At 73.9% G+C, this 25,373-nt stretch carries 19 protein-coding genes; 9 read left to right on the top strand and 10 right to left on the bottom strand.

The annotated features are described in order from the left end of the window. Positions 1-189 precede the first annotated feature (189 nt). The gene (locus O7633_RS03275) at positions 190-1,176 is read left to right on the top strand and encodes a DUF1702 family protein (RefSeq protein WP_074476330.1); all 987 of its coding nucleotides are present in this window, start codon (positions 190-192) and stop codon (positions 1,174-1,176) included. Next, positions 1,173-2,540: a cytochrome P450 gene (locus O7633_RS03270; protein WP_178065368.1), complete on the top strand. Its 1,368-nt coding sequence runs from the start codon at positions 1,173-1,175 to the stop codon at positions 2,538-2,540. Before O7633_RS03275 ends, O7633_RS03270 begins: the two co-directional genes overlap by 4 nt. A 212-nt stretch (positions 2,541-2,752) precedes the next feature. Here the strand turns inward: O7633_RS03270 and O7633_RS03265 are convergent, their stop codons facing one another. From O7633_RS03265 to O7633_RS03245, 5 genes are all read right to left on the bottom strand, one after another. After that, positions 2,753-3,211, bottom strand: a complete 459-nt coding sequence (locus O7633_RS03265) for a flavin reductase family protein (protein WP_176734953.1) — start codon at positions 3,209-3,211, stop codon at positions 2,753-2,755. A 93-nt stretch (positions 3,212-3,304) separates the two neighbouring features. After that, positions 3,305-3,781, bottom strand: a complete 477-nt coding sequence (locus O7633_RS03260; protein ID WP_074476331.1) for an acyl-CoA thioesterase — start codon at positions 3,779-3,781, stop codon at positions 3,305-3,307. Positions 3,782-3,785: 4 nt separating this feature from the next. Continuing rightward, the gene (locus O7633_RS03255; protein WP_282325931.1) at positions 3,786-9,608 is read right to left on the bottom strand and encodes a type I polyketide synthase; all 5,823 of its coding nucleotides are present in this window, start codon (positions 9,606-9,608) and stop codon (positions 3,786-3,788) included. Next, the gene (locus O7633_RS03250) at positions 9,605-10,588 is read right to left on the bottom strand and encodes an enediyne biosynthesis protein (RefSeq protein ID WP_282325930.1); all 984 of its coding nucleotides are present in this window, start codon (positions 10,586-10,588) and stop codon (positions 9,605-9,607) included. The genes O7633_RS03255 and O7633_RS03250 overlap by 4 nt, the downstream gene beginning before the upstream one ends. Beyond that, positions 10,585-12,501 (bottom strand): CRTAC1 family protein, encoded by a 1,917-nt coding sequence (locus O7633_RS03245; RefSeq protein ID WP_282325929.1) that lies wholly within the window; start codon positions 12,499-12,501, stop codon positions 10,585-10,587. The genes O7633_RS03250 and O7633_RS03245 overlap by 4 nt, the downstream gene beginning before the upstream one ends. 639 nt (positions 12,502-13,140) lie before the next feature. Here O7633_RS03245 and O7633_RS03240 point away from each other — a divergent pair. After that, complete coding sequence (locus tag O7633_RS03240; protein ID WP_043969055.1) at positions 13,141-13,455, top strand: hypothetical protein; 315 nt, start codon at positions 13,141-13,143, stop codon at positions 13,453-13,455. 160 nt (positions 13,456-13,615) lie between these two features. Then, positions 13,616-15,169, top strand: coding sequence for an NAD(P)-binding domain-containing protein (locus tag O7633_RS03235; RefSeq protein WP_178065371.1), 1,554 nt, complete (start codon positions 13,616-13,618; stop codon positions 15,167-15,169). A 3-nt stretch (positions 15,170-15,172) separates the two neighbouring features. On the opposite strand, the gene O7633_RS03230 is transcribed toward O7633_RS03235, so the two are convergent. The 3 genes from O7633_RS03230 to O7633_RS03220 form a co-directional block, all read right to left on the bottom strand. Further along, positions 15,173-15,772 (bottom strand): nitroreductase family protein, encoded by a 600-nt coding sequence (locus O7633_RS03230; protein WP_219825125.1) that lies wholly within the window; start codon positions 15,770-15,772, stop codon positions 15,173-15,175. 181 nt (positions 15,773-15,953) lie between these two features. Next, a complete protein-coding gene (locus tag O7633_RS03225; protein WP_282325925.1) occupies positions 15,954-17,072 on the bottom strand; it encodes a glutamate--cysteine ligase in 1,119 nt (372 codons plus the stop codon). A gap of 50 nt (positions 17,073-17,122) precedes the next feature. After that, positions 17,123-18,289, bottom strand: coding sequence for a M20/M25/M40 family metallo-hydrolase (locus O7633_RS03220; RefSeq protein WP_282325923.1), 1,167 nt, complete (start codon positions 18,287-18,289; stop codon positions 17,123-17,125). Between the two features lie 237 nt (positions 18,290-18,526). On the opposite strand from O7633_RS03220, the gene O7633_RS03215 reads away from it, so the two are divergent. After that, positions 18,527-19,072, top strand: a complete 546-nt coding sequence (locus O7633_RS03215) for a peroxidase-related enzyme (protein WP_282325921.1) — start codon at positions 18,527-18,529, stop codon at positions 19,070-19,072. A gap of 58 nt (positions 19,073-19,130) precedes the next feature. Here O7633_RS03215 and O7633_RS03210 read toward each other — a convergent pair whose 3' ends face one another. Next, positions 19,131-20,063, bottom strand: a complete 933-nt coding sequence (locus O7633_RS03210; protein ID WP_074476338.1) for a hypothetical protein — start codon at positions 20,061-20,063, stop codon at positions 19,131-19,133. A 116-nt stretch (positions 20,064-20,179) separates the two neighbouring features. Between O7633_RS03210 and O7633_RS03205 the strand changes: the two genes are divergently transcribed. Further along, entirely contained in the window at positions 20,180-21,025 is an 846-nt protein-coding gene (locus O7633_RS03205) for a maleylpyruvate isomerase family mycothiol-dependent enzyme (protein ID WP_282325917.1), read from the top strand. A gap of 173 nt (positions 21,026-21,198) precedes the next feature. Beyond that, the gene (locus O7633_RS03200; protein WP_348776315.1) at positions 21,199-22,380 is read left to right on the top strand and encodes an acyl-CoA dehydrogenase family protein; all 1,182 of its coding nucleotides are present in this window, start codon (positions 21,199-21,201) and stop codon (positions 22,378-22,380) included. Between the two features lie 61 nt (positions 22,381-22,441). Here O7633_RS03200 and O7633_RS03195 read toward each other — a convergent pair whose 3' ends face one another. Next, positions 22,442-24,016, bottom strand: a complete 1,575-nt coding sequence (locus O7633_RS03195) for an FMN-binding glutamate synthase family protein (protein WP_282325916.1) — start codon at positions 24,014-24,016, stop codon at positions 22,442-22,444. Positions 24,017-24,168: 152 nt separating this feature from the next. Between O7633_RS03195 and O7633_RS03190 the strand changes: the two genes are divergently transcribed. Further along, entirely contained in the window at positions 24,169-24,585 is a 417-nt protein-coding gene (locus O7633_RS03190) for a TOBE domain-containing protein (protein WP_141723885.1), read from the top strand. Continuing rightward, entirely contained in the window at positions 24,582-25,373 is a 792-nt protein-coding gene (gene modA / locus O7633_RS03185; RefSeq protein ID WP_282325915.1) for a molybdate ABC transporter substrate-binding protein, read from the top strand. Before O7633_RS03190 ends, modA begins: the two co-directional genes overlap by 4 nt.

Below are 25,373 nucleotides of genomic sequence, written 5' to 3'. Positions count from 1 at the left end.
GACGCCGCCGCCGAGGTGGCGGGCGGCTCGATCGTGTCCCGCCCCGCAGCGGCGCACTACTCCCAGCGTGCCGTTGTCCCGGCCGCTCCGCCGCAGCTCAGAGGGCAATCGGGAAGTGGCTGCGGGCGTCGGACGGCCGGCACGATGAGGCAGTTGGATCGTCGATCCTCCGATGAATGGGAGCAGCAGGTGGCCGGCACCATTTACGCGCTCAGGCGCCGCGTCCTCACCCCCGACGTCAAGGAGACCCTCGTCTCCACCCGGGGGTTCCACGTCAAGAACCCGGAGTCACGCACCATCCTGGAGACGGTCGGCTCGTCGTTCCTGACCGGACTCTCCTCGGCCGCCGGCGCCCGCCGGGTGACCGACGTCGACACCGACCTCGCCCCGCTGCCGACCCGCTTCCAGGGGTTCGCCTACGAGGGCGCGGCCATGGGCTTCGCGCTGGTCGACGCGCTCACCCCGGGCACGCCCCGGCGCAGCGCCGAGTTCCTCGCCGGCACCGGCGACCGGCACGTCTACATGGCGTACGTCGGGATCGGCTGGGCCCTGGCCCGGCTGCCGAAGCTGCTGTGGCGACGCGCCCTGGCCGCCGCCACCGACCCGCTGCTGCGCTGGCTCGTGCACGACGGCTACGGCTTCCACCAGGCGTACTTCCGCACCGCCGAGTACGTGCACGGCCAGCGCGCGGTGACCGACTTCCCGTGGCCGCCCGAGGGCCCCACCGCGTACGCCGCCCGCGCCATCGACCAGGGCATCGGCCGGGCCACCTGGTTCGTCGCCGGCTGCGACCCGACCGTCGCCGCCGACCTGATCGACCGGTTCCCGGCGGCGCGGCACGAGGACCTCTACAGCGGGGCCGGGCTCGCCGCGACGTACGCGGGCGGGTGCACCGCCGACGAGCTGCGGGTGTTCCTGGCCCGCGCCGGCGAGCACGCCCCGTTCGTCGCCCAGGCCAGCGCGTTCGCCGCGCAGGCCCGGATCCGGGCGGGGCTGCTGGTGCCGCACACGGAGCTGGCCACGCAGGTGTTCTGCCGGGCGTCGGCCGCCGACGCGGGCCGGGTCACCGACGAGCTGATCCCCGCCGGCCCGGACGCCTCCGGCCGGCCCGCCTACGAGGTGTGGCGGCGGGCCGTGGCCGCGCGGTTCCGGGCCGCCGCCCGGGTGCAGCCGTGACCGCGGTCGCCGACCCCGCCCGGGTACGTCCGCCGGGCCCCTCGCCCTGGACCGCCCCGGTGCTGCTCGGGCGGATGGCCCGCAACCGTCTCGACGTCATGCGGGCGGTCGCCGCCCGCCACGGCGACGCGGTGCGGCTGCCGCTGGGGCCGAAGACGCTGTGGTTCTTCAACCACCCCGACCACGCCAAGCACGTGCTGGCCGAGAACCCGGGCAACTACCACAAGGGCATCGGGCTGGTGCACGCCCGCCGTACCCTCGGCGACGGCCTGCTCACCAGCGAGGGCGAGCTGTGGACCAAGCAGCGCAAGGTGATCCAGCCGGTGTTCCAGGCCCGCCGCATCGCCCGTCAGGCCGACGCGGTCGCCGAGGAGTCGGTGCGGATGGCCGCCCGGCTGCAACGCGCCGTCGGCGCGGGCCCCGTCGACATCCGCCACGAGATGACCGAGCTGACCCTCGGCGTGCTGGGCCGTACGCTGCTCGACGCCGACCTCGGCGAGTTCGGCGGCATCGGCGCGGCGTTCGAGGCGGTGCAGGACCAGGCGATCTTCGAGATGATGTCGCTGGGCGCCGTGCCGCCGTGGGTGCCGCTGCCCCGGCAACGGCGCTTCCGCCGGGCCCGCGCCGAGCTCCAGGAGATCGTGGACCGGCTGGTGGCGCACCGGCGGGCGCAGCCCGGCGGGATCGCCGGCCGCGACGACGTGGTCTCCCGGCTGATCGAGTCGACCAGCCGGGAGACCGACCCCCGGGTGGCCCGGCAGCGGATGCGCGACGAGCTGGTCACCCTGCTGCTGGCCGGGCACGAGACCACCGCCAGCACCCTGACCTGGACGTTCTATCTGCTCGACCGGCACCACGAGGTGTGGGAGCGGATGCACGCCGAGGCCGTCGAGGTGCTCGGCGACCGCAACCCGACGTACGAGGACCTGCACCGGCTGCGGTACACCGCGATGGTGGTCGACGAGGTGATGCGCCTGTACCCGCCGGTGTGGCTGCTGCCCCGCATCGCCCAGGGCGACGACGTCGTGGGCGGCTGGCACGTGCCGGCCGGCGCGGACGTGGTGCTCTGCCCGTACACCCTGCACCGGCACCCGGAGTTCTGGCCCGACCCGGACCGCTTCGACCCGGACCGCTTCGACCCCGACCGGCGCGCCGACCGGCCGCGGTACGCCTACATCCCGTTCGGCGCCGGCCCGCGCTTCTGCGTCGGCAACAACCTCGGGCTGATGGAGGCGGTGTTCGTCCTGGCCTGCGTGACCCGGCAGCTGCGGCTGTCGCTGCAACCCGGCTACCCGGTGGTGCCGGAGCCGATGCTGACCCTGCGGGTCCGCGGCGGCCTGCCGATGCACGTCCACGAGGCCTGACCCGCCTGCCCGGCGACCCTGGCGCAACCGGTGCTCCCCGCCCGGTTGCGCCTCGTCGTGTGCCCAGGGCCCCGCCGGGCCCCAGTCCTAGCAGGATCCCGGCCGATGGCCCAGCGGGAGCGCCGCGACACGGCGACGGCCGGGCGACCACGCGGGGTGCGTGGCCGCCCGGCCGTCGGGTGGTCGGCCCGGCCGGCGCCGGGCCGACCCGGTCAACCCTTGCCCACCTCACAGAACCGGCCGCCGTGGAACAGCAGCGCGTCGCTGCTGTCACCCCGGCCGGTGCCGAGCACGGAGCCGAGGAAGATGGAGTGGTCGCCGCCGTCGTACACGGCCGCCAGCTTGCACTCCACCCAGGCCACGTTCCCGGACACGATCGGCGCCCCGGTGTGCGGTCCCGCCTCGCACGGCACCGTCTCGAACTCCCGCTCGTCGCGGGGCCGGCTGGAGCTGGCGAAGTAACGCGCCAGCCCCTCCTGGCCGGCGGCCAGGATCGACACCGCGAAGGAGCCCTGCGCCAGGACGGTGTCGTGCATGACCGAGCTGCGCTTCACGCACACCAGCACCATCGCCGGGTCCAGCGACACCGAGGTGAACGCGTTCGCGGTCATGCCGTGCGGCAGGTCCCGGCCCGACGTCACCACCGTCACGCCGGTGGCGAACATCCCCATCACCGCCCGCAGCTCGGCGTGGTTGGCCGCCGTTGCCGGCGGGGCCGTCGTCACCGCGCCGACGGTCGGCCGCTGGTCCGCTCTGGTCACGGCTCAGCCCTCCCCGACGCCTTCGAGGACCTTGCGCTGGCCGCCCGCGGCGGGGGTCACCGCGTAGCGCGACAGCGCCGCCCGCAGCGTGTCCGGCACCCGGGTCGGCCGGGTGTCGGTGTTCGGGCCGCGCATGCACGCGATCCGCTGCCGCCCCCGGGCCACCAGCTCCTCGAAGCCGTCGCGCAGCCGCACGTAGTCGAAGGCGAAGCCGATCTGGGTCTGGGTGAGGTCCTCCAGCCGCATCCGGATCGACAGCTCGTCGAACGCGGTGATCTCGGTGAAGAACTCGCACTCGCACTTGAGGGTGAACAGCTTCAGGTCGTCGCGGATGTCCGCCAGGACCTCCGGCGCCTGGTCCCGCAGGAACATCTCCCGGCACCGGCCCTGCCAGCGCATGTAGTTGACGTAGTAGACGTTCCCGACGAGGTTGGTCTCCTCGAAACCGACCAGGTGCCGGTACTCGTAGTAGGACTCCATGACTTCACCTGCTTCCTTCCGCCAGCATCGTGAACACCACTGGGTCGGCGACGTCGTTGAGCGTCGTGACGAAGGTGGCGATGCGCGCCGCCCCCGACCGCAGGGCCACCCAGCCCGCCGTGCCGTTCGGCTCGGCCACCAGGTCGACCCGGGCGTGGCCGTTCTTGCGCAGGCACTCCACCGCGCCCCAGACCCGGGTGGCGGCGACCGACAGGTCCTCGCCCTGCTCCCGGGCCAGCAGCGTGGCCAGGGCCAGGCCGTCGGCGCCGATCAGCCCGGCCCACTCGTCGGCGGAGCGGGCCGCGGCCAGCTCCACGTCGCAGCCCACCGCCGCCGAGGCGCCGGCCACGGCGACGGTGACCCCGGCGGCGTGCGAGGCGGAGATCCGGACGTCGCCGTCGACCTCCGGCCTGCCGTCCGGCCGGTACCGCACCGTCGTCTCCGTGCCCAGCGCCCAGCTCACCGCGCGGGCGGTCTGCCGGCGGCGGGCCTGGGTGCCGGCGGCGTCGGAGTCGTCGGGCCGCACCACGACGCGCAGCTCGTCGGGCAGGAACGCGCCGACCCGCCGCTCCAGGTACGGGCCGACCAGCGCCGGCAGCCACGGCCCCGTGCCGTCCTGCTTGCGCACGGCGTGCAGGCGCAGCCCCTGCCACCGCTCGACGAGGTTGCCGTCGGCGTCGCAGACGTCCACGTCGTAGTGGTAGGTGTCGCCCTGGCGCAGCCGCTCCACCGCGTGGATGGTGACCGTGTCCAGGGTCGCGGCGACCTTCGGGTCGGCCAGGTGCAGCCGCTCGATCGCGCCCGGCAGCAGCGTCGCGTCGGGCACGCAGCACTGCAACGCGTGCATCACCGTGTCCCGGGTGCCCGGGTCGCCGAGGACCAGGTCGCCGGGGCGGTACCGGGCGAACCACGCGTCGACCGGCCGGTTGGACACCCGCGCCGTGCAGCTCTTCGCCGCCAGGTCCAGGTAGCCCAGCAGGCGCTGGAACCGCCGGCCCTGGAACAGCACCGGGCCGTACAGGTCGCGGGCCGGGTCGATCGGCAGCAGCCCCGCGGCGGCGGTGCCCGCCCGGGCCTCGACCCGCAGCGGCCGGTCCCAGCGCAGCCGGGCCCGGAAGTGGTCGGCGGCGAAGTTGGTGTCGCTGCTGCGCACCACCGCCTCGACCGTGCCGTCGGCGGCGGCGAGCACCGCGATGCGGATCGTGTTGCTGCCGGTGGGCGGCACCACGATCGGCCGCAGCAGCTCGACGTCCTCCAGCACCGGGGCCTCGGTGCGCCCGGTGAGCGCCGACGCCGCCTGCGCCATCGCCTCCATGCCCAGCACGGCGGGGAAGAGCAGGTCCCCGTCGAGCAGGTGGTCGGCCAGGTAGAGGTCGTCGTCGGCGGTGAGGTCCGCGTCCACGACCAGCTCCACGCCCGGGTAGTGCACCTGCGGCCGGTCGACGAAGCGCAGCAGCGGCAGCTCGCGCCGCTCCAGCGTGACCGTCGCCAGGCCGTCGGCGCGGCCCATCACCACCAGCGCCTGCGGGGCCGCGGGGCTGGCCAGCACCTCCTTCAGCGTGGCGATGCCGGCCTCCACGGGGATCGGCGCGATGCCGTCGCGGGTGAGGGCCTCCAGCACCCCGAGCCGTTCGCCCATGCCGGCCCCGGACCACACCGACCACTCCAGGGCCAGGCACCGGATGTGCGGGTAGTCCTCGCCGACCTTGCGGGTCAGGTCGGTCATCCAGTCGTTGGCCGTGGCGTAGTGCCCCTCGCCGCGCAGCCCGGCCCGGCCGATGATGCTGCCGAAGGTGACCAGCAGCCGCAGCGTGTGCGGGTCGGTCGCGGCGAGCACGGCCTCCAGCCCGTCGATCTTCGGGGCGAGGGTCCGCCGGAACGTCGCCTCGTCGAGGTTGGCCACCGCCGTCGGCTCGTTGCGGCCGGCGCCGTGCAGCACGCCGGTCACCGGGCCGAGGACCCGCTCGATGTCGTTGACGGCCGCCTTCACCTCGTCCAGCGCGGTGATGTCCGCGCGGGCGTAGTGGAAGCGCACCCCGGCGGCGGTGAGCCGGTCGAGGTTGGCCGCCAGCTCCGCGTCGGTCGCCGGGTCGGAGCGGCCGATCAGGCCGACCGCCGCGAGGGTGTCCCGCCCCAGCGCCAGGGCGCACTCGGCGGTGATGCCCTTGCCGCCGCCGGTGACCAGCAGCACGTCCTCCACGCCCAGCCCCGGCCCGCCGTTGGGCGGCAGGGCCGCCGGCCGCAGCACGGGCACGTGCCGGTTGCCGTCGGCGTCGTAGTGGACCTCGCTGAACCCGGCGGTGGCCGCCACGTCGGCGACCACCCGGGTCACCGCGGCCGCCAGCGACTCCTCGGTGGGCTCGTCGACCAGCGGCAGGGTGACCACCGTGGTGGCGATCTCCGGGTGTTCCTGGTGCAGCGTCTTGGCCAGGCCGGCGGCGGTGCGCCGGTCACCCACCGTCACGAACCGCACGGCGCCGCCCTGCGCCAGCGCGGCCCGGGCGGCCCGCAGCAGCACCGGGATGTGTTCGGGCTGGCCGTCGCGTGGCAGGCACAACAGCACCCCGCCGCCCACCCGGGCCTGGTGCAGCGCCGTGCGCAGCGGCTCGGCGAGCGGGTTGTGCCCGGCGGTGAACGCCTGCCACTCCCCGTCGGCCGGGGCGCCGACGCGCGGCCCCACCTCGGTGGGCACCAGGTCGACGGCGAACGCCCGCACCCACGGGGCCACCCCGGCGATCGACGCCTCCTGCTCGTCGCCGCCGGCCGCGTCGCCGGCGGCGTCGTCGAGGATCTGCGCGATCTCCGCCACCGTGGCGGTGGCGTAGCTGGAGGTCAGCGTCGGCGCGGCCACGTTGAGCTCCCGGGCGGCCTGGTTGACGATCTGGCCGACGGTGATCGAGCTGAGGTGCAGCTCGTCCAGCGGCCGGCTGTCCGGCCGCACCGCCTCCAGCGGCAGCTCGGCCCGCTCGGCGGCGAGCCGGCGCAGCAGCTCCAGGCTGTCGAGGGTGGCGCCGGGCCCGGACACCGCCACCGACGCGCCGTCCGGCGCGGCCGCGACGGCGGCCAGCTCCTGCGCGGTACGGGCCACCGCGAAGTCCCCGGCCGGGGCCGACTCGGCGGGGCTGGCGAAGAACCGCAGCGGCCGGCCCGGCTCCAGCGGCCGGGCGAACCGGTCCTGGAACAACGCCTCGTGGTTCACCGCCGCGCCCGCCGCGTACGCCGCCCCGACGGCGTTGAGCAGCCCGGCGAGGGAGAGGCTGTCGGTCTCCAGCGAGACCGTCGGCACCTCCGGGGCGATGTCGGCCGCCAGCCCGCGCAGCACCCGGCCCGGGCCGACCTCCAGCAGCAGGTCGGCGTCGTCGGCGAGGCGGCGCACCGCCTGGGTGAACCGCACCGGGTCCAGCACCTGCCGGCGCAGCAGCTCCGGCACGTCGGTGTCGGCCGGCAGCACGTCGCCGGTGACCGTGGAGACCATCGGCTGCGCCAGCGGCGCGAAGCTCCCGCCGCGCAGGTGCTCGGCGAACGCGACCGCCGCCGGGGCGACGGCCTCGGAGTGGAAGGCGTGCGACACCGCGATCCGGGTCCAGAACAGCCCGGCCCGCTCGGCCGCCGCGCCGACCCGCAGCACCGCGTCGACCGGGCCGGAGACCACGGTCTGCTGCGGGCTGTTGTAGCCGGCGATGACCACCGGCGTGCCGGCCAGCAGCGGCTCCACCGCCTCGGGGGCGGCGGAGATGCTGGCCATCGTGCCGTCGCCGGCGCTGGCGTCGGCCATGATCCGTCCCCGCGCGCCGGCGGTCGCGATGAGCGTCTGCTCGTCCATCGCGCCGGCCCAGTGCAGGGCGGTCAGCTCGCCGAGGCTGTGCCCGGCCGCGCCGGTGGCCCGGATGCCGAGCATCGACAGCGCCCGCAGGCCCGCGACCGACGCGGTCACGATCCGCGGCTGCGCCACGGCCGTGGCCACCAGGTCCGCGCCGGGCGGCGGCTGGTGCGCCTGGTAGAGGGCGTCGATCTCCTCGAACCGGCGGCGCAGCGCGCCGCCGTCGGCCCGCCGGCCCGCGCCCTGGCCGGGGAAGAGGAACCCGATCCGGGGGGCGGGGCCCGCCGCGCCGAGGAAGACGCCGCCGGCCGCGTCGATCACCCGCTGTTCGCCCGCGTCGACCAGCTCGACCAGCCGTTCCAGGCGCTGCCGCGCCTGCTCGGGCGAGGCGACGACCACCGCCGCCCGCACCGGCCGCCCGGCCAGCTTCCCGGCCAGGGTCACGGCCAGGTCGCCCAGCTCCGCGTACGACAGGCGGCCCACCCACGGCGCCAGGTCCGACAGCCGCGAGCCCAGCTCCTGCGGGGTGCGCGCGTCGAACATCAGCAGCTCGGTGTCCTGCCGGGAGCGCACCAGCGCGGTCGTCGACGCCCCGATGCGGGTGCGCCGGCCGCTCTCCGCGCTCTCGACGACCACGTGCGCGTTGATGCCGCCGAAGCCCATCGACGACACGGCCGCGCGGATCGGCTTGTCGGCCGGCCACAGCTCCGCGGTGGCGGGCACCCGCAGGGCGGGCTGCTCCACGTCGAGCACCGGGTGCGGGTCCACGTGCCCGGTGGCCGGGGGGATGACCTGCTGGCGTACGGCGAGGATCGCCTTGAGCAGCCCGGCGACCCCGGCGGCGGCCTTGGTGTGGCCGAAGTTGCCCTTCACGGTGCTGATCGCGGCGGGTGCCGCCGTCGCGTCGGCCTCCCGCCGGGCCTCGGTGAACGCGGTCAGCTCGGTGGCGTCGCCGACGGCGGTGCCGGTGCCGTGACCCTCCAGGTAGGACACCGAGTCGATGCCGAAGCCGGCCCGCTCGTACGCCCGGCGGATGGCCAGCCGGTGCCCGCTGGCCTCCGGCCGGGTGATGCCGCCCTTGCCGTCGGAGGAGTAGCCCCAGCCGGCGATGACGGCGTGCCGGCGCAGCCCGCGCGCGACCGCGTCCTCGTCGCGCATCAGCACCAGCATGCCGCAGCCCTCGCCGGGCCAGAACCCGTTGGAGTTGCGGTCGTAGACCCGCATCTCGCCGGTGGCCAGCGCGCCGGTCTTGGCGAAGCCGATCACCTCGAACGGGTCGATGCTCAGGTCCACGCCGCCGGCGACGGCGGCGTCGAGGTCGCCCCGGGCCAGGGCGTTGCAGGCGGTGGCGACCGACAGCAGCGACGACGAGCAGGCCCCGTCGACGGTGTAGCCGCCGCCCTTGAAGTCGAAGTGGTTGCAGACCCGGCCGGCGATGGTGTTGGCCAGCCCGCCGGCCAGGGTGTCCTCGTCGATCGGCGGGAACGGCGCCTTGTAGCGCGGCTCCAGCTCGTCGAGGAACGCGCCGACGGCCGCGTCGTCCCAGCCCTGCTCACGCAGCGCCGCCCCGACCGTGCGCCGCACGTACGGCCAGCGCAGCCGCAGCAGGTTGGCCCGGCTGAACTCGCCGGTGAGGGTGTTGCCGATGACGACGCCGGTGGTGGCCAGCGGCAGCCCCTCGCCGTCGGCGAAGCCGGCGTCGGCCAGGGCCCGGGCGACGGTGTCCAGGGCCAGCCAGTGCGTCATGTCGGTGGACCGGAAGGTGCTTCCGGCGATCTTGTACTTGACCCGGTCGAACTCGAAGCCCTCGATGACGGCGGCCTTGGCCGAGTAGAACCGGTCGGGCGCGGCGGGGTCGGGGGAGTAGTAGTCCTCGGCGTTCATCCGCTCGTCGGGCAGCCGGCGGAACGCCCGGCGGCCGGTGAGCACGTTCTCCCACAGCTGGTTGGTGTCCTCCGCGTCGGGATAGCGGCAGGCGATCCCGACGACGGCTATCCGGTCGCTCACGCGATGCTCCTGGGGGTGTCGAGGGTCAGCTTGGCTGCGGCCCGGGACTTCTTGCGCATGTCCGCGATCCACCAGCCGATGCCGCGGATGCCGCAGACGACGACCACCGCGAAGAAGAGGGTGTAGACGACGTTGAACAGCATCAGGACGCCGTAGGCCATGGCCACGCCGGAGCCGAACATGAACTGGTTCATCGGCTTGACCGGGGTGGTGCCCGGGTCGGTGATCATGTAGTTGGTGAAGAGCACGAACGCCACGCCGGTCATCACGGCCAGCGCCGAGAACAGGGCCACGTCCCAGATCCAGGCCCGCAGGAACGCCTGGATGGCGAAGCCGCCGAGCCAGCCCACGATCAGCGGGACCTTGCGGGTCAGCAGCGCGTTGATCACGGTGCCGGCGGTCACGATGATGATCGGGATCATGATCCGGAAGTACGTGTTGGCGTTCTCCGTGAACTGGTACGGCGGGGCGATGGAGATCCAGGAGCCGAAGCAGACCAGCGCCATCGTGATGCCGAAGTTCGACGGGTTCATGTAGTGCCGCATCCGGCCGTAGACCGGGGCCTGGAAGACGTACTTGCCGGTCACGCCGACGATCACGGCGAACGCGATCGGCAGGAACATGTCGTTGGCGTACAGGAGCATGTTGCAGGCCAGCGCGGTGATGTGCGAGGGCAGCAGGAACTCGTACACCCGGCGGGCGCCGCCGCCGAGGAACCGGGGGGCCTCCTTCTTGGCCCGGGCCCGGATCAGCTCGAAGGTCAGCTCGGTGGCGTAGCCGGTGAGCACCGCGAAGATGGGCCACAGCCACGGCTGCTCGAAGCCGAGCAGCGTGTAGCCGAAGATGTTGAAGACGCTGATCGAGATGGCGAAGTTGCGCAGCGCCAGGTAACGGCGGTCGGGCTCGGGCTTGGCCGGCGCGGGGCGGATGGGCGCCGCGGGCGCGGTGTCGATGCTGGGGGGCGGGGCGATCGTGGTCATCGGTTCGGAACCTCCTCGACGCGGTCGGTCAGCACGAGGGTGTGCGTGCCGGCGGTGAGCTGCTGGCTGGTGCGGTGCTGCTGGCCGCTGAGGTCGCGCCAACGCATGTCGACGGTGACCGGGCCGCTGCTGGCCCCCAGCCCGAAGTGGACCTCGAAGCTGCGCTTGCCGCCGTGGCCGCTGCCGCCGTCGAGTTGGGAGATCTGCTTACGGCCGTCCGGCGTGGTGACCGTGACGGTGGCGCCGTACGCCGGGGTGCAGAGCATCTGGCCCTCCGCGGCGCCGACCGCGGGCCGGTACAGCCGCAGGTTCAGGTAGTTGCCCTTGGCGGGCGCCTCGTTGGCGTAGAACGCCGGCGCGCCCCACTGCCGGGCCACGGCGAGGTCCAGCGCCCCGATGCCGCGGGTGTCGGCGGTGGCGATGCCCCGGGTGGGGATCGGCACGTCCAGGCCGACCTGCTTGGTGATGTTGGCGAACTCGCCGCTTTCGGTGCGGGCGAAGAACGCCAGCGGCTGGCTGCCGGCGATGTCGTCACCGGGCTGCATGTTCGGCCACATCGCCGGGTTGGACATCAGGTCGTCGTTCATCATGGCCATCTCCTGCAGCCACGGCCAGCGGTCGATCTTGCCCTTGACGAAGCCGAGGGTCTGCACGACCTCCAGGTCGCCGCTGTTGAGGAAGTCGCCGAACTTCACGTCCCAGCCCCAGCCGCTCCAGGCCAGGCCGAGCGGGCGGGCCTCCTGGGTGAACGGGGCGACGCCCTTGTCGAGCTTGGTGAGCATGTCGCGCTCGTCGCGGGCCTTGTTGATCCAGACGAAGTTGCTCTCCTCCAGGCCCCAGGCCGTGGTGATGTTGGAGACCATCATGTCGAAGCTGCCGTTGCGGTCGAGGTCGCCGAAGTCGATGCCCATGCCCTTGAACGAGCCGTTGCCGAGCACGAACGACTTGGGCGTGGTCGGGGTGCGCTCGCCGCGGGCGACCTTGAACTCGATGCGGCCCGGCCGGGAGACGTTGTGCAGCAGGTGGTCGTGGCCGAAGTCGTTGGCGACGTAGACGTCGGGCAGGCCCCGGCCGGTGAGGTCGGCGGCGTTGAGGCCGAGCGTCCAGCCGGTCGACGCGACGAACGGGATCGCGGCGCGCTCCGGCACGAAGGTCACCGACGGGTTGTCGCCCGAGGTCGCCGACACCCAGCGCAGGACGTGGCTGCCGCCGCCGTTGGTGGCGCTGGACAGCGTCTCGTTCATCTCGACGTTGTCCTGGCCCCGCGTGTTGAGCACGTCGGACTCGGGGAAGTAGTTTCCGATCACCACGTCCGGCTTGCCGTCGCCGTCGAGGTCGCTGACCAGCGAGGCGTTGGTGTGCCACTTCGGGCCGTGGTAGATCCCGTCGGGCGAGCTCTGCGGCAGCAGCTCCTGGCGCTGGTAGGTGGCGTTGGACACCGTGGTCGCGCTGGCCTTGTGCAGGAACAGGATCGGCACCCGGCCCCAGTAGGTGACCATCAGGTCCATCCGGCCGTCGAGGTTGTAGTCGCCCGGCACGCAGCCCATCGGCGCCATCGTGTCGTCGAACGGCAGCGGCGCCGGGTCGAGGATGAACGGCGCGAACTGGTCCTCCTTGGGCGCGGTGGGCGCGTAGGTCACGACGACCTTGTCGGTGCGCACGTCCACGAAGCAGAGGCTGTTGGCGCGGCCGTGGCCGGTCAGGTCGTTGATCGCGATGCTCGCGCCGACCGAGGAGATCCAGGCCCGGATCTTGTGGTACGAGCGGTTGACGTCGCGAATCGTTTTCTTCGGTAGCTGGTCGTACCCGTCCGGGTAGGCGATCGACTGCTCGGTGAAGCGGTACTTCGTGGCGGCTTCGTCGGCGCCGGCGACCGACACGCGGCTGTCGATGATGAAAAAGAGCGAGGCCACGAGTAGAATCGCGACTATTCCGGGACTGAGCGAGCGTGCGCGTTGACCCAGCACGGTACGGTCTCCTTACAACAGTGCCATCGGCTTCTGCCAAAGCCGATGGCGTGAACAGGGCAGACGGCATCACCGCGGCGGTGTTCCACGGGCGGGTCCCGGGTCGCTGCGCGGCAAGGGGTGGGGGAGTGTCGCCTGACGTCGGGGGCTTCGCGGCGCGACGGTCCGGCCGGCGGAAGATGGTTTCCCCGGCAATTATCCGTCGGTGCGGCGAATCTGTTTTCTGGCGTGCCTGGTGTCCTCCTGCGGCGGGCGGGAAAAGTGGATGCTCGGCGACCGGATCAGGCCAGGTTCATCGTGCGACGGTGGCGCCGGGGCGCGCTTCTTTCACATTGCTCCCGACGTTTTCGCAGGAAGCGGGCGGTTTAGTTCGCGTATAGCGGACGATTTGACGCGTCGGATCCCTATTGGTCGGTCTCGCCGCGTTGACCCGCTGTGTCCATCCGCCGGCGCAAGACGGCAATATGGCGACTAACTGCCGCCGGCGCGATGGCTAGCGTGGGTGACGGCGCTGCCCGAGGCGCCGCCCGGGCGTCGTCCTGCGGGACCGCCCCGCCCGGGACCCCGGGAAGAGAGGAAGCCGCCGTGTCTGTCGAGGGATTCTGGAAGGTGGCCGTGGCCACCCCGTTCGGCGTCCGCCGCACCGAGCTGGAGCTGTTCAGCAAGGACGGCGTCCTGCAGGGCATCTCCCGCGGCGAGAAGGAGACGCTCACCCTGAACGATCTCACGCTGGAGGGCAACCGGCTGTCCTGGTACCAGTCGATCAAGAAGCCGATGCGGATGGACCTGGCCTTCGACGTGACGATCGACGGCGACGAGATGACCGGCACCGCCAAGGGTGGGCCGATGCCGGCGGCGAAGGTCAGCGGCCACCGCGAGCCGGCCGCCCAGCCCGCCTGAGCCGCCGCCCGCAGGCCGGCCGCCCCCGCCCGTCCGGCGGGGGCGGCGGGCCGCCGGCAGGACCCGGATTCGTCCTTCGGCGGCACCATCCGACCTTGATATGTATTGACTTAAGTGCATTTATCCACAATGGTCATGGGTACTCGACGCGGGAGCAACCATGACCGACTTGCCAGAGGGCACCGAGCACCACCGTTACCTGATCATCGGCGCCGGCCCGGCCGGCCTTCAGCTGAGCTACTACCTCCAGCAGGCCGGCAGCGACTACCTGACGCTGGAACGCGCGGCCGAACCCGGCGAGTTCTTCCGCCGCTTCCCCCGCCACCGCAAGCTGATCTCTCTGAACAAGGTGCACACCACCAGCACCGACCCCGAGATCCGGCTGCGCTGGGACTGGAACTCGCTGCTGCACACCCCGGCCGACCTGCCGTTCGCCGACTACAGCCGGGAATACTTCCCCTCCGCCGACGACATGGTCCGCTACCTCGGCGACTTCGCCCGCCACCACGGCCTCGCCGTCCGCTACGACACGGCCGTCGAGCTGGTCACCAAGACCGACGACGGCTTCCTCGTGCGCGCCGGCGGCCGGCTGCTGCACGCCGACTGCGTGGTGTGGGCCGCCGGCTGGGGCCGGCCCAACATCCCCGACGTGCGCGGCATCGAGCACGCGATCGGCTACGAGGACATGTCCACCGACCCGGCCGACTACGCCGACCAGCGGGTGCTCATCCTCGGCAAGGGCAACTCGGCGTTCGAGACCGCCTCGGCGATCCTCGGGCACGCCGCCATGATCCACCTGGCCAGCCCGCGTCCGCTGCGGCTGGCCTGGAACACCAAGCACCCCGGCGACGTACGCGGCCACCACGGCGCGGTCCTGGACAGCTACCAGTTCAAGACCCTGCACTCCGTGCTCGACTGCGTCATCGACGAGATCCGCCCCGTGGGCGACAAGTACGAGGTGCGCCTGACCTACACCCACGCCGACGGCGAGACCGCCGTGATGGAGTACGAGTCGGTGCTGCGCTGCACCGGCTTCGCCATGGACACCTCGGTCTTCGCCGACAACTGCCGCCCCGGCATGGTGCCCAGCGGGCGGCTGCCCGCCACCCGTCCCGACTGGCAGTCGGTCGACGTCGACGGGCTCTACTTCGCCGGCACGCTCGCCCAGGACCGTGACTTCAAGAAGGCGTCGTCGGCGTTCATCGACGGCTTCCGCTACAACCTGCGTACGCTCACCGCCTTGCTGCGCGAGCGGTACGAGGGCGCGCCGCTGGCGTACGAGAAGGTGGCGGCCGACGCCGAGGCGCTCACCGAGGTGGTGCTGGACCGGGTCAACTGGAGCTCGGCGCTGTGGACCCAGTTCGAGTTCCTCTGCGACGTCCTCGTCGTCGACGCGGCCGCCGGGGTGGTGCGCCACTACCACGACCTGCCGGAGGACCACGCGGTCGCCCGGTTCGGCGGCGAGAGCCACTACTACACGTTCTCGCTGCGCTGGGGCCGCGACGCCTACCACGACGTGTTCGCCATCGAGCGGCACCCGCAGCCGGACCGGGCCGCCGAGAGCGCCTTCATCCACCCGGTCGTGCGCCGCTACCGGGGCGGGGAGCTGGTCGAGGAGCTGCACCTGCTGGAGGACCTGCTCGCCGAGTGGCGTCGGCAGGACCGGCACGTGCAGCCCCTGCGCGAGTTCTTCTCCGCGGACCTGGGGCGGTGAGGTCTACCGCAGGACCATGACCTCCGACAGCGCCTTGCGGGTCAGCTGCGGCACGGTGACCCCCTCGGCCGGGTAGCCGACCGGCATCACCAGGCAGGCGCGCTCCTCGGCCGGGCGGTCGCAGATCTCGTTGAGGAACCGCATCGGGCTGGGCGTGTGGGTGAGCGTGGCCAGCCCGGACAGGTGCAGGGCGGTGATCAGCACGCCGACGGCGATGCCGACCGACTCCTTGACGTAGTAGGGCTTCGGGGTCTGCGGCCCCTGGTGCACCTCGAACACCACGATGACCACCGGGGCGGTCTCCAGGAACGGCTTCTGCCAGTCGGTGCCCATCGGGGCCACCGCGTCGAGCCACTCCCGGGACGCGCGGCGGGTGTAGAACTCGATCTCCTCGGCCTCGGCGGCCTCGCGCAGCCGCCGCTTGCGGTCGGCGTCGGTCACCACCACGAACCGCCAGGGTTGCAGGTTGGCGCCGCTGGGGGCGGTCGCGGCGGCCCGGACGGCCTCCTCGACGACCTCCAGCGGCACCGGCTCGTCGGAGAAGTGCCGCACCGACCGGCGGGCCGCCATCCGGTCGGCGAACGCCCGGGCGGTGCGGTTCATCAGCGTGGGTTCCAGCCGGTCCAGGTGGAACGGGGTGGTCGCGATCTGGTCCATGAACGGCCTCCATCAGCAGGTCGGGGCCCCTCCAGCATCACCCACGGCACCCGCCGCCGGTTGTGCGCGATTGCCCAGATCCGGGCGGTCCGACCGGGGGGACCGGCCGCCGGTCGCCCGGCGCAGGTCAGCCCGCCGTCCACTCCGCCACCCGGTCGACGACGTCGGCGAGCGTCCCGCCGGCGCGCACGACCGCCCGCTGCCGCCGAGCCCCGGTGCCGTCGGCGTCGAGCTGCTCCAGCCACCGGGCGACGGCGTCGTGGTCGCCGTGGGCGCGCAGCGCCGGCTCCACCGTGGCGAGCAGGTCGCGGGCCAGCTCGGCCGCCGGGCGCAGCCGGCCCGTGCGCGGGTCCACGCCCGCGCCGGCCAGGCCGTCGCGGGCGGCCCGCCAGTAGGCCACCCGCAGCAGCTCCCCGGCGACGTGCGGGGCGGGCTCGCCGGCCTCCACCGCCGCCGTCAGGTGCACCACGAGCGCCCGCACCAGCGCCGCGTAGCGCGCCGCGTCCTCGGCGGTGAGGGCCGAGTCGGCCACCCGGATCTCCAGCGTCGGGTGCCGCTCCGACGGGCGCACGTCCCAGAAGATGGTGGCCCGGTCGACGATGGCGCCCGCGTCCAGCAGCCGCCCCACCACCTCGTCGTAGTGCGCCGCCGAGTCGAACACCGGCGGCGGGCCGGCCACCGGCCACCGGCCCCAGACCGTGGTGCGCCAGCTCGCATAGCCGGAGTCGCGGTCGTCCCAGTACGGCGAGTTCGCGGTGAGGGTCAGCAGCAGCGGAAGGTAGGGCCGCAGGTGGTTGCCGACCAGCACGGCCCGGTCCCGGTCCGGCAGCTCCACGTGCACGTGCAGCGCGCACAGCGCCAGCTCGTCGTGCAGCCCCCGGAAGGTCTCGGCGCCCCGGGTCTGGCGCGGGCCGACGGTCATCGGCGGGGGCACCGCCCCGGCGACGGGGGCCGTGCCGGTGGCCACCACCCGCAGCCCCGCCGCCCGGGCGCAGTCCGCGACGACCTTGCGGGCCTCGCCGAGCTGGTCGGTCAGCTCGCCGAGGGTGCCGCAGGCGTGGGTCCTGGTCTCCAGTTGCAGGGTGGTGATCTCCCCGGACACCCGCTCACCGAGCGACGTCGACGCTGCCGCGACGACCTCGGCGGCCCGGGGCGCCGGGGCCCGGGTGACGGCGTCGACGACGAGGAACTCCTCCTCCACCCCGAAGCGGGGTGGGGCCGGGTGCCGGCCTGTGGTGCTGCTCATGACACACCATTATGGACGGTGCGCGGGCCCGTGGCCAGCAGCGACGCGCCTCACAGGCGCGCGGGCACGCCCCGGGCCGCGGGGGCCGGGCCGCGCCGCTGCCGGGTGAGCACCCCGGCGACGGTCGCGGCGAGCAGGGCGGCCCGGTCGGGCAGCTGGCTCACGTCGACCCACTCGCTGCGGGCGTGCGACCCGCCGCCCACCCCGCCCAGGCCGTCGAGGGTGGCCACGCCCAGCGAGCCGGTGAAGTTCGCGTCGGACGCGCCGGCGGCGTGCGCGGCCTCCAGCGGCGGCAGGCCCAGCTCGCGGCCCGCCCGCCGGGCGACCTCCAGCAGCGGCATCGCCACCGCCTCCTGCAACGGGTAGCGGTTGATCCCGCCGCCCACCACGAGCGCGGCCTCGGCCAGCTGCGGGGTCAGCGCGTGGATCTGCCGGTCCACCCGGTCGAGCTCCTCGCGGGTCCAGGCGCGCACGTCGACGCAGAACGTCGCCGACTCGGGCACCTGGTTGCTGATGCTGCCGGCGCTGAGCACCGTCGGGGTGACGCTGGTGCCCTCGGCGGCGAACGCCCGCACGGCGAGAACCTGGTGGGCCAGCTCGACGGCCGCGTTCACCCCCCGGTGCGGCTCCACGCCGGCGTGCGCGGCCCGGCCGCGCACGGTGATCTCGTACCGCGAACCGCCCTTGCGGGCGACCTTCAGCGCGCCCGTCTCCGTGGCCGGCTCGCAGACCAGCACCGCCCGCGATCGCCGGGCCTGCTGCTCGATCAGCGGCCGGGACGTCGGCGACCCGCTCTCCTCGTCGCAGGTCAGCAGCACCCCCACCCGGGAGGGGTCGGGCAGCAGGGACAGCGCGGTCACCAGCTGCACGATGCCGGACTTCATGTCGCACACCCCGGGCCCGGTGGCGACGTGCTCGTCGAGCGCGAAGGGCCAGTCCCGCGTGGTGCCCTCCGGCCACACCGTGTCGTAGTGCCCCAGCAGCAGCACCCGCTGGTCCTCGGCCTGCCAGAGCAGGTGCGGCAGCCCGTCGCGGGTGACCCGCACGGCGGGCCGGCCCAGCAGCGGGCTGATCCAGCTCTCCAGCAGGTCGGCGCAGGCGTGCAGGCGTCGCACCGCCCCGGGCGGGGATTCGGCGTGCACGAGTTGACGAAGTCGGTCCACCATGGTCCCGGACTGCGCCCGGGCCCCCTGCCGTATGTGCGTCGTGTCGACCATGGTGCCGATCGTGGCAGCGGCTGCTGCGCAGCGGCAATACGCATCCGTGCCCTGCTCGTCGCCCTCCGTGTCGGCCCAGGTGCCGGCCCCGGGGACGGCATTCTCGAAGAGCCCGCGGGCCGCGGACGCCGGCCGCAGTGGGCACGGTCGAAGAAGCGGACGGGCGGCGGGGCCGGCACCATGCGCAGCAGGACCGCGTCGCCGCCGGCCGCGGCCTGTCACGCCGAGGAGAGACACGTGGCACACATCGATCTGGGCCTGGACGAGACGCAGTACCCGGGCATCAGCGGGCTGATGCGCTACCGGCCGGAGACCGCCGTGGCGCTCAACGCCCTGGCCGAGGCGCTGCTGCACGCCCCGCACCCCACCCTCAGCGCCGGCGAGCGGGAGCTGATCGCCGCGTACGTCTCCGGGCTCAACGAGTGCACCTTCTGCTGCTCGTCGCACTCGGCGTTCGCCGCCGCCCAGCTCGACGGGGGCATGCCGCTGGTGACCCAGGTCCGGGCGGACCCGGACACGGCGGAGGTCTCCGCGAAGCTGCGCGGCCTGCTGCGGATCGCCGCCGCCGTCCAGGCGGGCGGCCGCACCGTGAGCGCCGCGCTGGTCGACGCGGCCCGCGCCGAGGGCGCGACCGACCTGGAGATCCACGACACGGTGCTGATCGCGGCCGCGTTCTGCATGTTCAACCGCTACGTCGACGGGCTCGGCACCCGGCTTCCGGAGGACCCGTCGGCCTACACCGAGACCGCGCAGCGGATCAAGGTCGGCGGGTACGTCGGCTAGGTCCGGGTGGCCCCGGCCCGGCGGGCGCGGGCCCGCGCCCGCCGGCACGACCGGCGGCCTAACCGTTGTACGGCATGGTGGGGAACCAGCCGTAGCCGAACATGGCGGGCAGCCGCACGTCCCAGTAGACGACCATGAACACGCCGAGCGCGATCAGCAGCGCCCCGGTGACCGCGGCCGTCCGCGCCGGGCTGGCGGCGAGCCACTGCACGAACCGGCCCCGGGTGACCACGATGACCAGCGCGAACAGCGCGGCGACGATGGCGATGTTGCCCAGCGACTGGAGCACGAACGCGCCTGCGCCGTACAGCGGGTTGCCGGTGTCCACCGCCCAGTGGAACAGCTTGTTGAACAGCGGGTACGGCCGGCCGATGAGGAACCCGCCGACGAGCGCGCCGAGCACCACGACCCGGGCCACCGGCCGGTGCGCGAACGGGTCCGGCAGCGTGCCCAGGGCGGCCAGGCCGAGGTAGACGAAGGCGAGGCCGATCACGCCGAAGACGACCATCGACTGGACCAGCCGCACCGGCAGCCCGCCGACGGTGCCGGTGGACAGCTGCGGCAGCCGGTCGCCGAGCAGCACGCCCACGAAGCCGTACGTCGCGGCGACCGCCACCATCCCGACGGTGAGCCAGCCGACCGGCCGCAGCAGGACGCGCAGCCCGGCCCTGGTCGCCCCCGTCCCGCCGGCCTGGCTCATCGGGCCGACCGCGGCCGCCATCGCGATGTTGCACGCCGTGAAGGTGCCGGCCAGGCCGGAGACGAAGGCGAAGACCAGGCCCGCGACGGTGCCGCCGATGGCGGTGCTCTTCGCGTCGTGGCCCAGCAGGGTGTTGGCGACGTTGTCGCCGATCACGTGGTCGACGAACTCGTACGACCACAGCACCGCCAGCAGGACTCCCGCCGCGACGCCGCCCAGGACGATCCCGCGCGAGCGCGGGTGGGTGCGCGCGGAGAGGTGGACCGCGCGTCCTCTTTCGGTGACTGCCATGGATGGATTGTGGGGACGGGTGACCGCATCGACTTCTTCGAGGTTGCCCGATCCGCCCCGGCAGGACGGCAATCTCGAACAAGTGTTCGCGCGCCGGCATCCTCCATCGTGGACACATGTCGGTCAACCCGCACCAGTGGCGTCGCGTCCGCGCCTCCGTGCCCGTCGTCCTCGGGCGGCTGCTCGACCTCGTCGACGACGCCCCGCCCGAGAGGCCCGCCACCGCGCACTGGACGGTGGCGGACACCATGGCCCACCTGTGCGGGGTCGCCGCGATGGGCCTGGCCCTGGTCCGGGGCGGCCCGCCCGACCTGCCGGTGCCCGACCTGCTCGAACTGCGCCGGCGCACCACGGTCGACACGATCTCGGTGATGAACGCCGAGGTGCTGCGGCACTTCACCGAGCGGCGGCTGCCGACGCTGGCCGACCGGCTGCGCGCCGACGTCGGGGAGGTGCTGCGGGCGGTCGACGAGGCCGGGCCGGAGCACGAGGTGTCCTGGCTCGGCGGGGCCCGGCTGCCGGTCACCGGCCTGCTGGCCCACCTGCTCAACGAGCTGAACCTGCACGCCTGGGACATCGCCCGGGCGGTCGGCCGGCGCTGGGTCGTCGATCCCGCCGACGCGGCGCTCTTCGTCGACCTGTTCATGGTGGACATGACCCGCCGCGGCTACGGCCGGCTGCTGGACCGCGACGGCCCGGTGCATCCGGGGACCGTCTCGGTGAACTTCCGGCACCGCTTCGGCCCCGAGGTGACGATGGCCCTGGCCGACGGCCGGGTGACGGTGGCGCCGACCGAGCCCCGTCCGGACGTCCGGCTCTCCTTCGACCCGGCCGTGTTCACCCTGATGCTGTTCGGCCGGGTGTCCCGGCCGCGCGCGGTCCTCGCCCGCAAGCTCTGGGTCGGCGGCCGCCGCCCCTGGCTGCTGCCGGTCTTCCTGCGCACCATGCGCCTGCCGTCCTGACCTGGGCGGCCGCCCCGCCGAACCCGGTGCGGGTCGGCCGCGCCGGCCGGCTGGCGGCCGGGCCGGCGGCGAACGGCGGGGGCGCAACACGGAAGAAGTGCCCGTGCGCCGACGGGTGCGACCGTGGGACGGACAAGGTCCACAAGACCGGAGAGCCTTCCCAAGGAGGACTGGTGACTGTAACCGAAACCCCCACGCGCGAGGAGATCCTCAGCCGCGTCGCCAAGGCCGAGCCGGTGCTGCGGGAGCACGTGGCCTGGTCGGAGGAGAATCGTCGCCTGCACGAGGCGACAGTCGAGGCGATGGCCGAGGCGGGCATCTTCCGGATGCGGGTGCCCAAGCGCTACGGCGGCTACGAGTGCGACGGCGCGACGCTGGTCGAGGTCGGCGCGGCCCTGGGCCGCATCGACGCCTCCGTGGCCTGGGTCGCGATGGTGAACTGGATCCCCACCTACCTGGTCTGCATGTTCCCCGACGCGGTGCAGGACGAGGTCTTCTCGACCCCCGACGTGCGGGTCTGCGGGACCAACGCCCCCAAGGGCACGATGGTGCCGGTCGAGGGCGGCTACATCCTCAACGGGCGGTGGCCCTTCGTCAGCGGCGCGCACCACGCGCACTGGATGGAGGCGGCGGCCGTGATCCTGCGCGACGGCGCCGAGCCGGAGCCGGTGATGACCATGGTGCCGATGTCCGACATGGAGCTCGTCGACGACTGGCACACCACCGGGCTGCGCGGCTCGGGCAGCATCACGACGGTGGCCACCGACGTCTTCCTGCCCGCCGAGCGGGTCATCCCGCTGGGCGCGGCGCTCGCCCCGAACACGCTGTCGGAGACCAACCGGAACATCCCGATCTATTCCACCCCGGCCACGCTGGTCGCCGCGGTCTCCGGGGTCGGCATGCTGGTCGGGATCGCCAAGGCGGCGTGGGACACCTTCTTCGACCGGCTGCCCGACCGGAAGATCATCTACACCGACTACCCGAGCCAGGCGGAGGCCCCGCTGACCCACCTGCGGGTCGGCGCCGCCGCCCACAAGATCGACCAGGCGATGTTCCACGCCCGGCGGATCGCCGAGGTCGTCGACCACAAGGCGTTCAGCGGCGAGGCGTGGACGGTCGAGGAGCGGGTCCGGGTGCGCGCCGACCAGGGCGAGGCGGCCCGGCTGGCCAAGGAGGTCGCCGACACCTTCCAGATGGCCAGCGGCGGCACCTCCATCTACACCGACGTGCCGATCCAGCGCATCGTGCGGGACATCACGTCCGCCGCGCTGCACGGCCTCGTCGTCCCCGACGTCAACACCGAGCTGTACGGCCGGGTGCTGTGCGGGCTGGAGCCGAACACCCTCTACATGTGACGCCTGAGCGCCGCGCCGCCGCCCCCACCGCCGCCGCTGGGGGCGGCGGCCCGGCGCGGCGTCAGCCCACGGCGGTGGGGGAGGGCGTCGCGGTGCCGCCCCGGGGCGCCTGCGGGGTCATCAGCCGGACGATCTCCGCCCGGTCGGCCGCCGAGGGCAGTCCCCAGTCGGGACGGTAGCCGTACACCTCGCGCAGGGGAGTGGCCGAGGTGCGCCCGTCGAGGATCTCCACCGAGTCGGCGTCGATCAGCCCCGGGTGCTCCACCCCGCACGCCTCGGCGACCCGCACCAGGTCCCGGCGCAGGGTCCGCAGGTAGTTCGCCGCCCGCACCGACTTGCGCGCCGGGTCCAGGCCCCGGGCCAGCCACGGGTGCTGCGTCGCCACCCCGGTCGGGCAGGTGTCGGTGTGGCACTTCTGGGCCTGGATGCAGCCGATCGCCAGCATCGCCTCCCGGCCCACGTTGACCATGTCGCAGCCGAGGGCGAACGCCACCACGGCGTTGTCCGGCAGGCCCAGCTTGCCGCCGCCGACGAACACCACCTGCTCGTGCAGCCCTCGCTCGGCGAAGACCCGGTAGACCCGGGAGAAGCCCTGCTGGAACGGCAGCGACACCGAGTCCGTGAAGATCAGCGGGGCGGCGCCGGTGCCCCCCTCGCCGCCGTCGACGGTGACGAAGTCGACGCCCCGGCCGGTGTCGCGCATCAGGTCGGCCAGCTCCGCCCAGAAGCCGAGGTCGCCGACGGCGGACTTGATCCCCACCGGCAGGCCGGTCTCGGCGGCCAGCAGCTCGACCCAGTCCAGCAGGCTGTCGCAGTCGGAGAACTCGGCGTGCCGGGACGGGCTGACGCAGTCGCGCCCCTGCGGGACGCCCCGGGTCGCGGCGATCTCCGCCGACACCTTCGCCCCCGGCAGCAGCCCGCCGAGGCTCGGCTTCGCGCCCTGGCTCAGCTTCACCTCCAGCGCCCGCACCGGCGCGCCGGCGACCAGGTCCCTGAGCCGGGCCAGGTCGAACCGGCCGCGCGCGTCGCGGCAGCCGAAGTAGGCCGTGCCGAGCTGGAACACCAGCTCCCCGCCGCGCCGGTGGTACGGCGACAGGCCGCCCTCGCCGGTGTTGTGCAGGCAGCCGGCCAGGGCCGCGCCCCGGTTGAGCGCCGCCACGGCGTTGCCCGACAGCGAGCCGAAGCTCATCCCGGAGATGTTGACCACCGACTCCGGCCGGAACGCCCGCGCCCGCCCCCGGGCCGCCCCGAGCACCTTCGCGCAGGGCAGCCGCACCTCCTGACCCGCCGTCGGCGTCGACGGCGGCACGGCCCGGCCGAACGTGCGGTGCTTGATGATCGGATAGCCGGCCGTGTACTCGATGTCGTTGTCCGTGCCGAACCCGAAGTAGTTGTTCTCCTGCTTCGCCGACGCGTACACCCAGCGCCGCTGGTCGCGGGTGAACGGCCGCTCCTCGTTGTTGCCGGCGACGATGTACTGCCGCAGCTCCGGGCCGAGCGACTCCAGCAGGTACCGGGCCCGCCCCAGCACGGGGAAGTTGCGCAGCAGGGCGTGGTCGCGTTGCAGGACGTCGCGGGCGGCGAGGGCCGCGACGGCGGCGGCGACGGCGGGTACGGCTCGGCGGGCCCATCTCATGCCGCCAGTCTCCCCGCACCCGCCGCCCGCCGCACGGCTCGCCCGGGCCCCGCCTCTCATCGCACCTGCCGCCGTCGGGAGCCGATCCGGCCTGTGGATGCCAGGGTTCGGACGCCGTCGACCTTGCAGATGCGGCACGGTATGCTGCCGGCGTGGCGATGTTCCGGATCGGCGAGGCCGCCGAGCTGCTCGGTGTCAGCACCGACACGGTGCGGCGCTGGGTCGACGCCGGCCGCCTCGCCGCCACCCGCGACGCGCAGGGCCACCGGGTCGTCGACGGCGTGGACCTGGCCGCGTTCGTCCGGGCCGCGGCGGCCGCGCCCGAGGAGCACGCCGAGCTCTCCTCGGCGCGCAACCGGCTGCGCGGCATCGTCACCGCCGTGGTCAAGGACACCGTCATGGCCCAGGTCGACATCCAGGCCGGGCCGTTCCGGGTCGTGTCGCTGATGAGCCGGGAGGCGGTCGACGACCTGGGCCTCGAGGTCGGCGCGCTCGCCGTCGCGGTGATCAAGTCGACGACGGTCGTGGTGGAGCGGCCGACCGCGGCGAAAGGCAGGACCGGCACGTGACCGCAGCGACGATCCGCACCGCCCTGGCCGGGGCGTTCGCCCTGGCCCTCGCCCTCGCCGGCTGCGCCGGCGGGGCCGACCGGCCGGGGGAGGGCGGCGACGGGGTGCGCGGCCCGGTCACCGTCCTCGCGGCGGCGTCGCTGACGGAGGCGTTCACCCGGCTCGGCGACGAGTTCGAGGCCGCCCACCCGGGCACCACCGTCACGTTCGGCTTCGCCGGCAGCGCGGCCCTCGCCACCCAGGTCAACCAGGGCGCCCCCGCCGACGTGTTCGCCGCCGCGTCCCCGGCCACCATGCGCCCGGTCACCGACGCCGGCAACGCCGCCGACGCCCCGGCCACCTTCGCCCGCAACCAGCTGGTCATCGCCGTGCCGGAGGGCAACCCGGGGCGCGTCGGCGCGCTGGCCGACCTGACCCGGCCCGGGGTGAAGGTGGCGCTCTGCGCCGAGCAGGTGCCCTGCGGCGCGGCGGCCCGCACCGCCCTGGCCGCCGCCGGGGTGGCGCTCACCCCGGTCACCCTCGAATCCGACGTCAAGGGCGCGCTGGCCAAGGTCCGCCTCGGCGAGGTCGACGCCGCGCTGGTCTACCGCACCGACGCCACCGCCGCCGCGTCCCAGGTGGACGCCGTGGAGTTTCCCGAGTCGGCCCGGGCCGTCAACGACTACCCGATCGTCGTGCTGCGGCAGGCCGGCAACCCGACGGCCGCGCGGGCCTTCGTCGCGTACGTGCTGTCCGAGCGGGGCCGGGCCGCGCTGGCCGCCGCCGGGTTCCAGCCGCCCCGGGCCTGA

The organism is Micromonospora sp. WMMD712, assembly GCF_029581295.1.
GTDB lineage: Bacteria > Actinomycetota > Actinomycetes > Mycobacteriales > Micromonosporaceae > Micromonospora > Micromonospora carbonacea.
This window is presented reverse-complemented; position numbering and strand designations above follow the sequence as displayed.

Excerpts from the sequence above, each read along its gene's own strand:
- O7633_RS03265 (WP_176734953.1), bottom strand. The coding sequence starts at position 3,211 with ATGGGGATGTTCGCCACCGGCGTGACGGTGGTGACGTCGGGCCGGGAC.
- O7633_RS03260 (WP_074476331.1), bottom strand. The coding sequence starts at position 3,781 with ATGGAGTCCTACTACGAGTACCGGCACCTGGTCGGTTTCGAGGAGACC.
- O7633_RS03250 (WP_282325930.1), bottom strand. The coding sequence starts at position 10,588 with ATGACCACGATCGCCCCGCCCCCCAGCATCGACACCGCGCCCGCGGCG.
- O7633_RS03235 (WP_178065371.1), top strand. The coding sequence starts at position 13,616 with ATGACCGACTTGCCAGAGGGCACCGAGCACCACCGTTACCTGATCATC.
- O7633_RS03230 (WP_219825125.1), bottom strand. The coding sequence starts at position 15,772 with ATGAACCGCACCGCCCGGGCGTTCGCCGACCGGATGGCGGCCCGCCGG.
- O7633_RS03225 (WP_282325925.1), bottom strand. The coding sequence starts at position 17,072 with ATGAGCAGCACCACAGGCCGGCACCCGGCCCCACCCCGCTTCGGGGTG.
- O7633_RS03220 (WP_282325923.1), bottom strand. The coding sequence starts at position 18,289 with ATGGTCGACACGACGCACATACGGCAGGGGGCCCGGGCGCAGTCCGGG.
- O7633_RS03210 (WP_074476338.1), bottom strand. The coding sequence starts at position 20,063 with ATGGCAGTCACCGAAAGAGGACGCGCGGTCCACCTCTCCGCGCGCACC.
- O7633_RS03205 (WP_282325917.1), top strand. The coding sequence starts at position 20,180 with ATGTCGGTCAACCCGCACCAGTGGCGTCGCGTCCGCGCCTCCGTGCCC.
- O7633_RS03195 (WP_282325916.1), bottom strand. The coding sequence starts at position 24,016 with ATGAGATGGGCCCGCCGAGCCGTACCCGCCGTCGCCGCCGCCGTCGCG.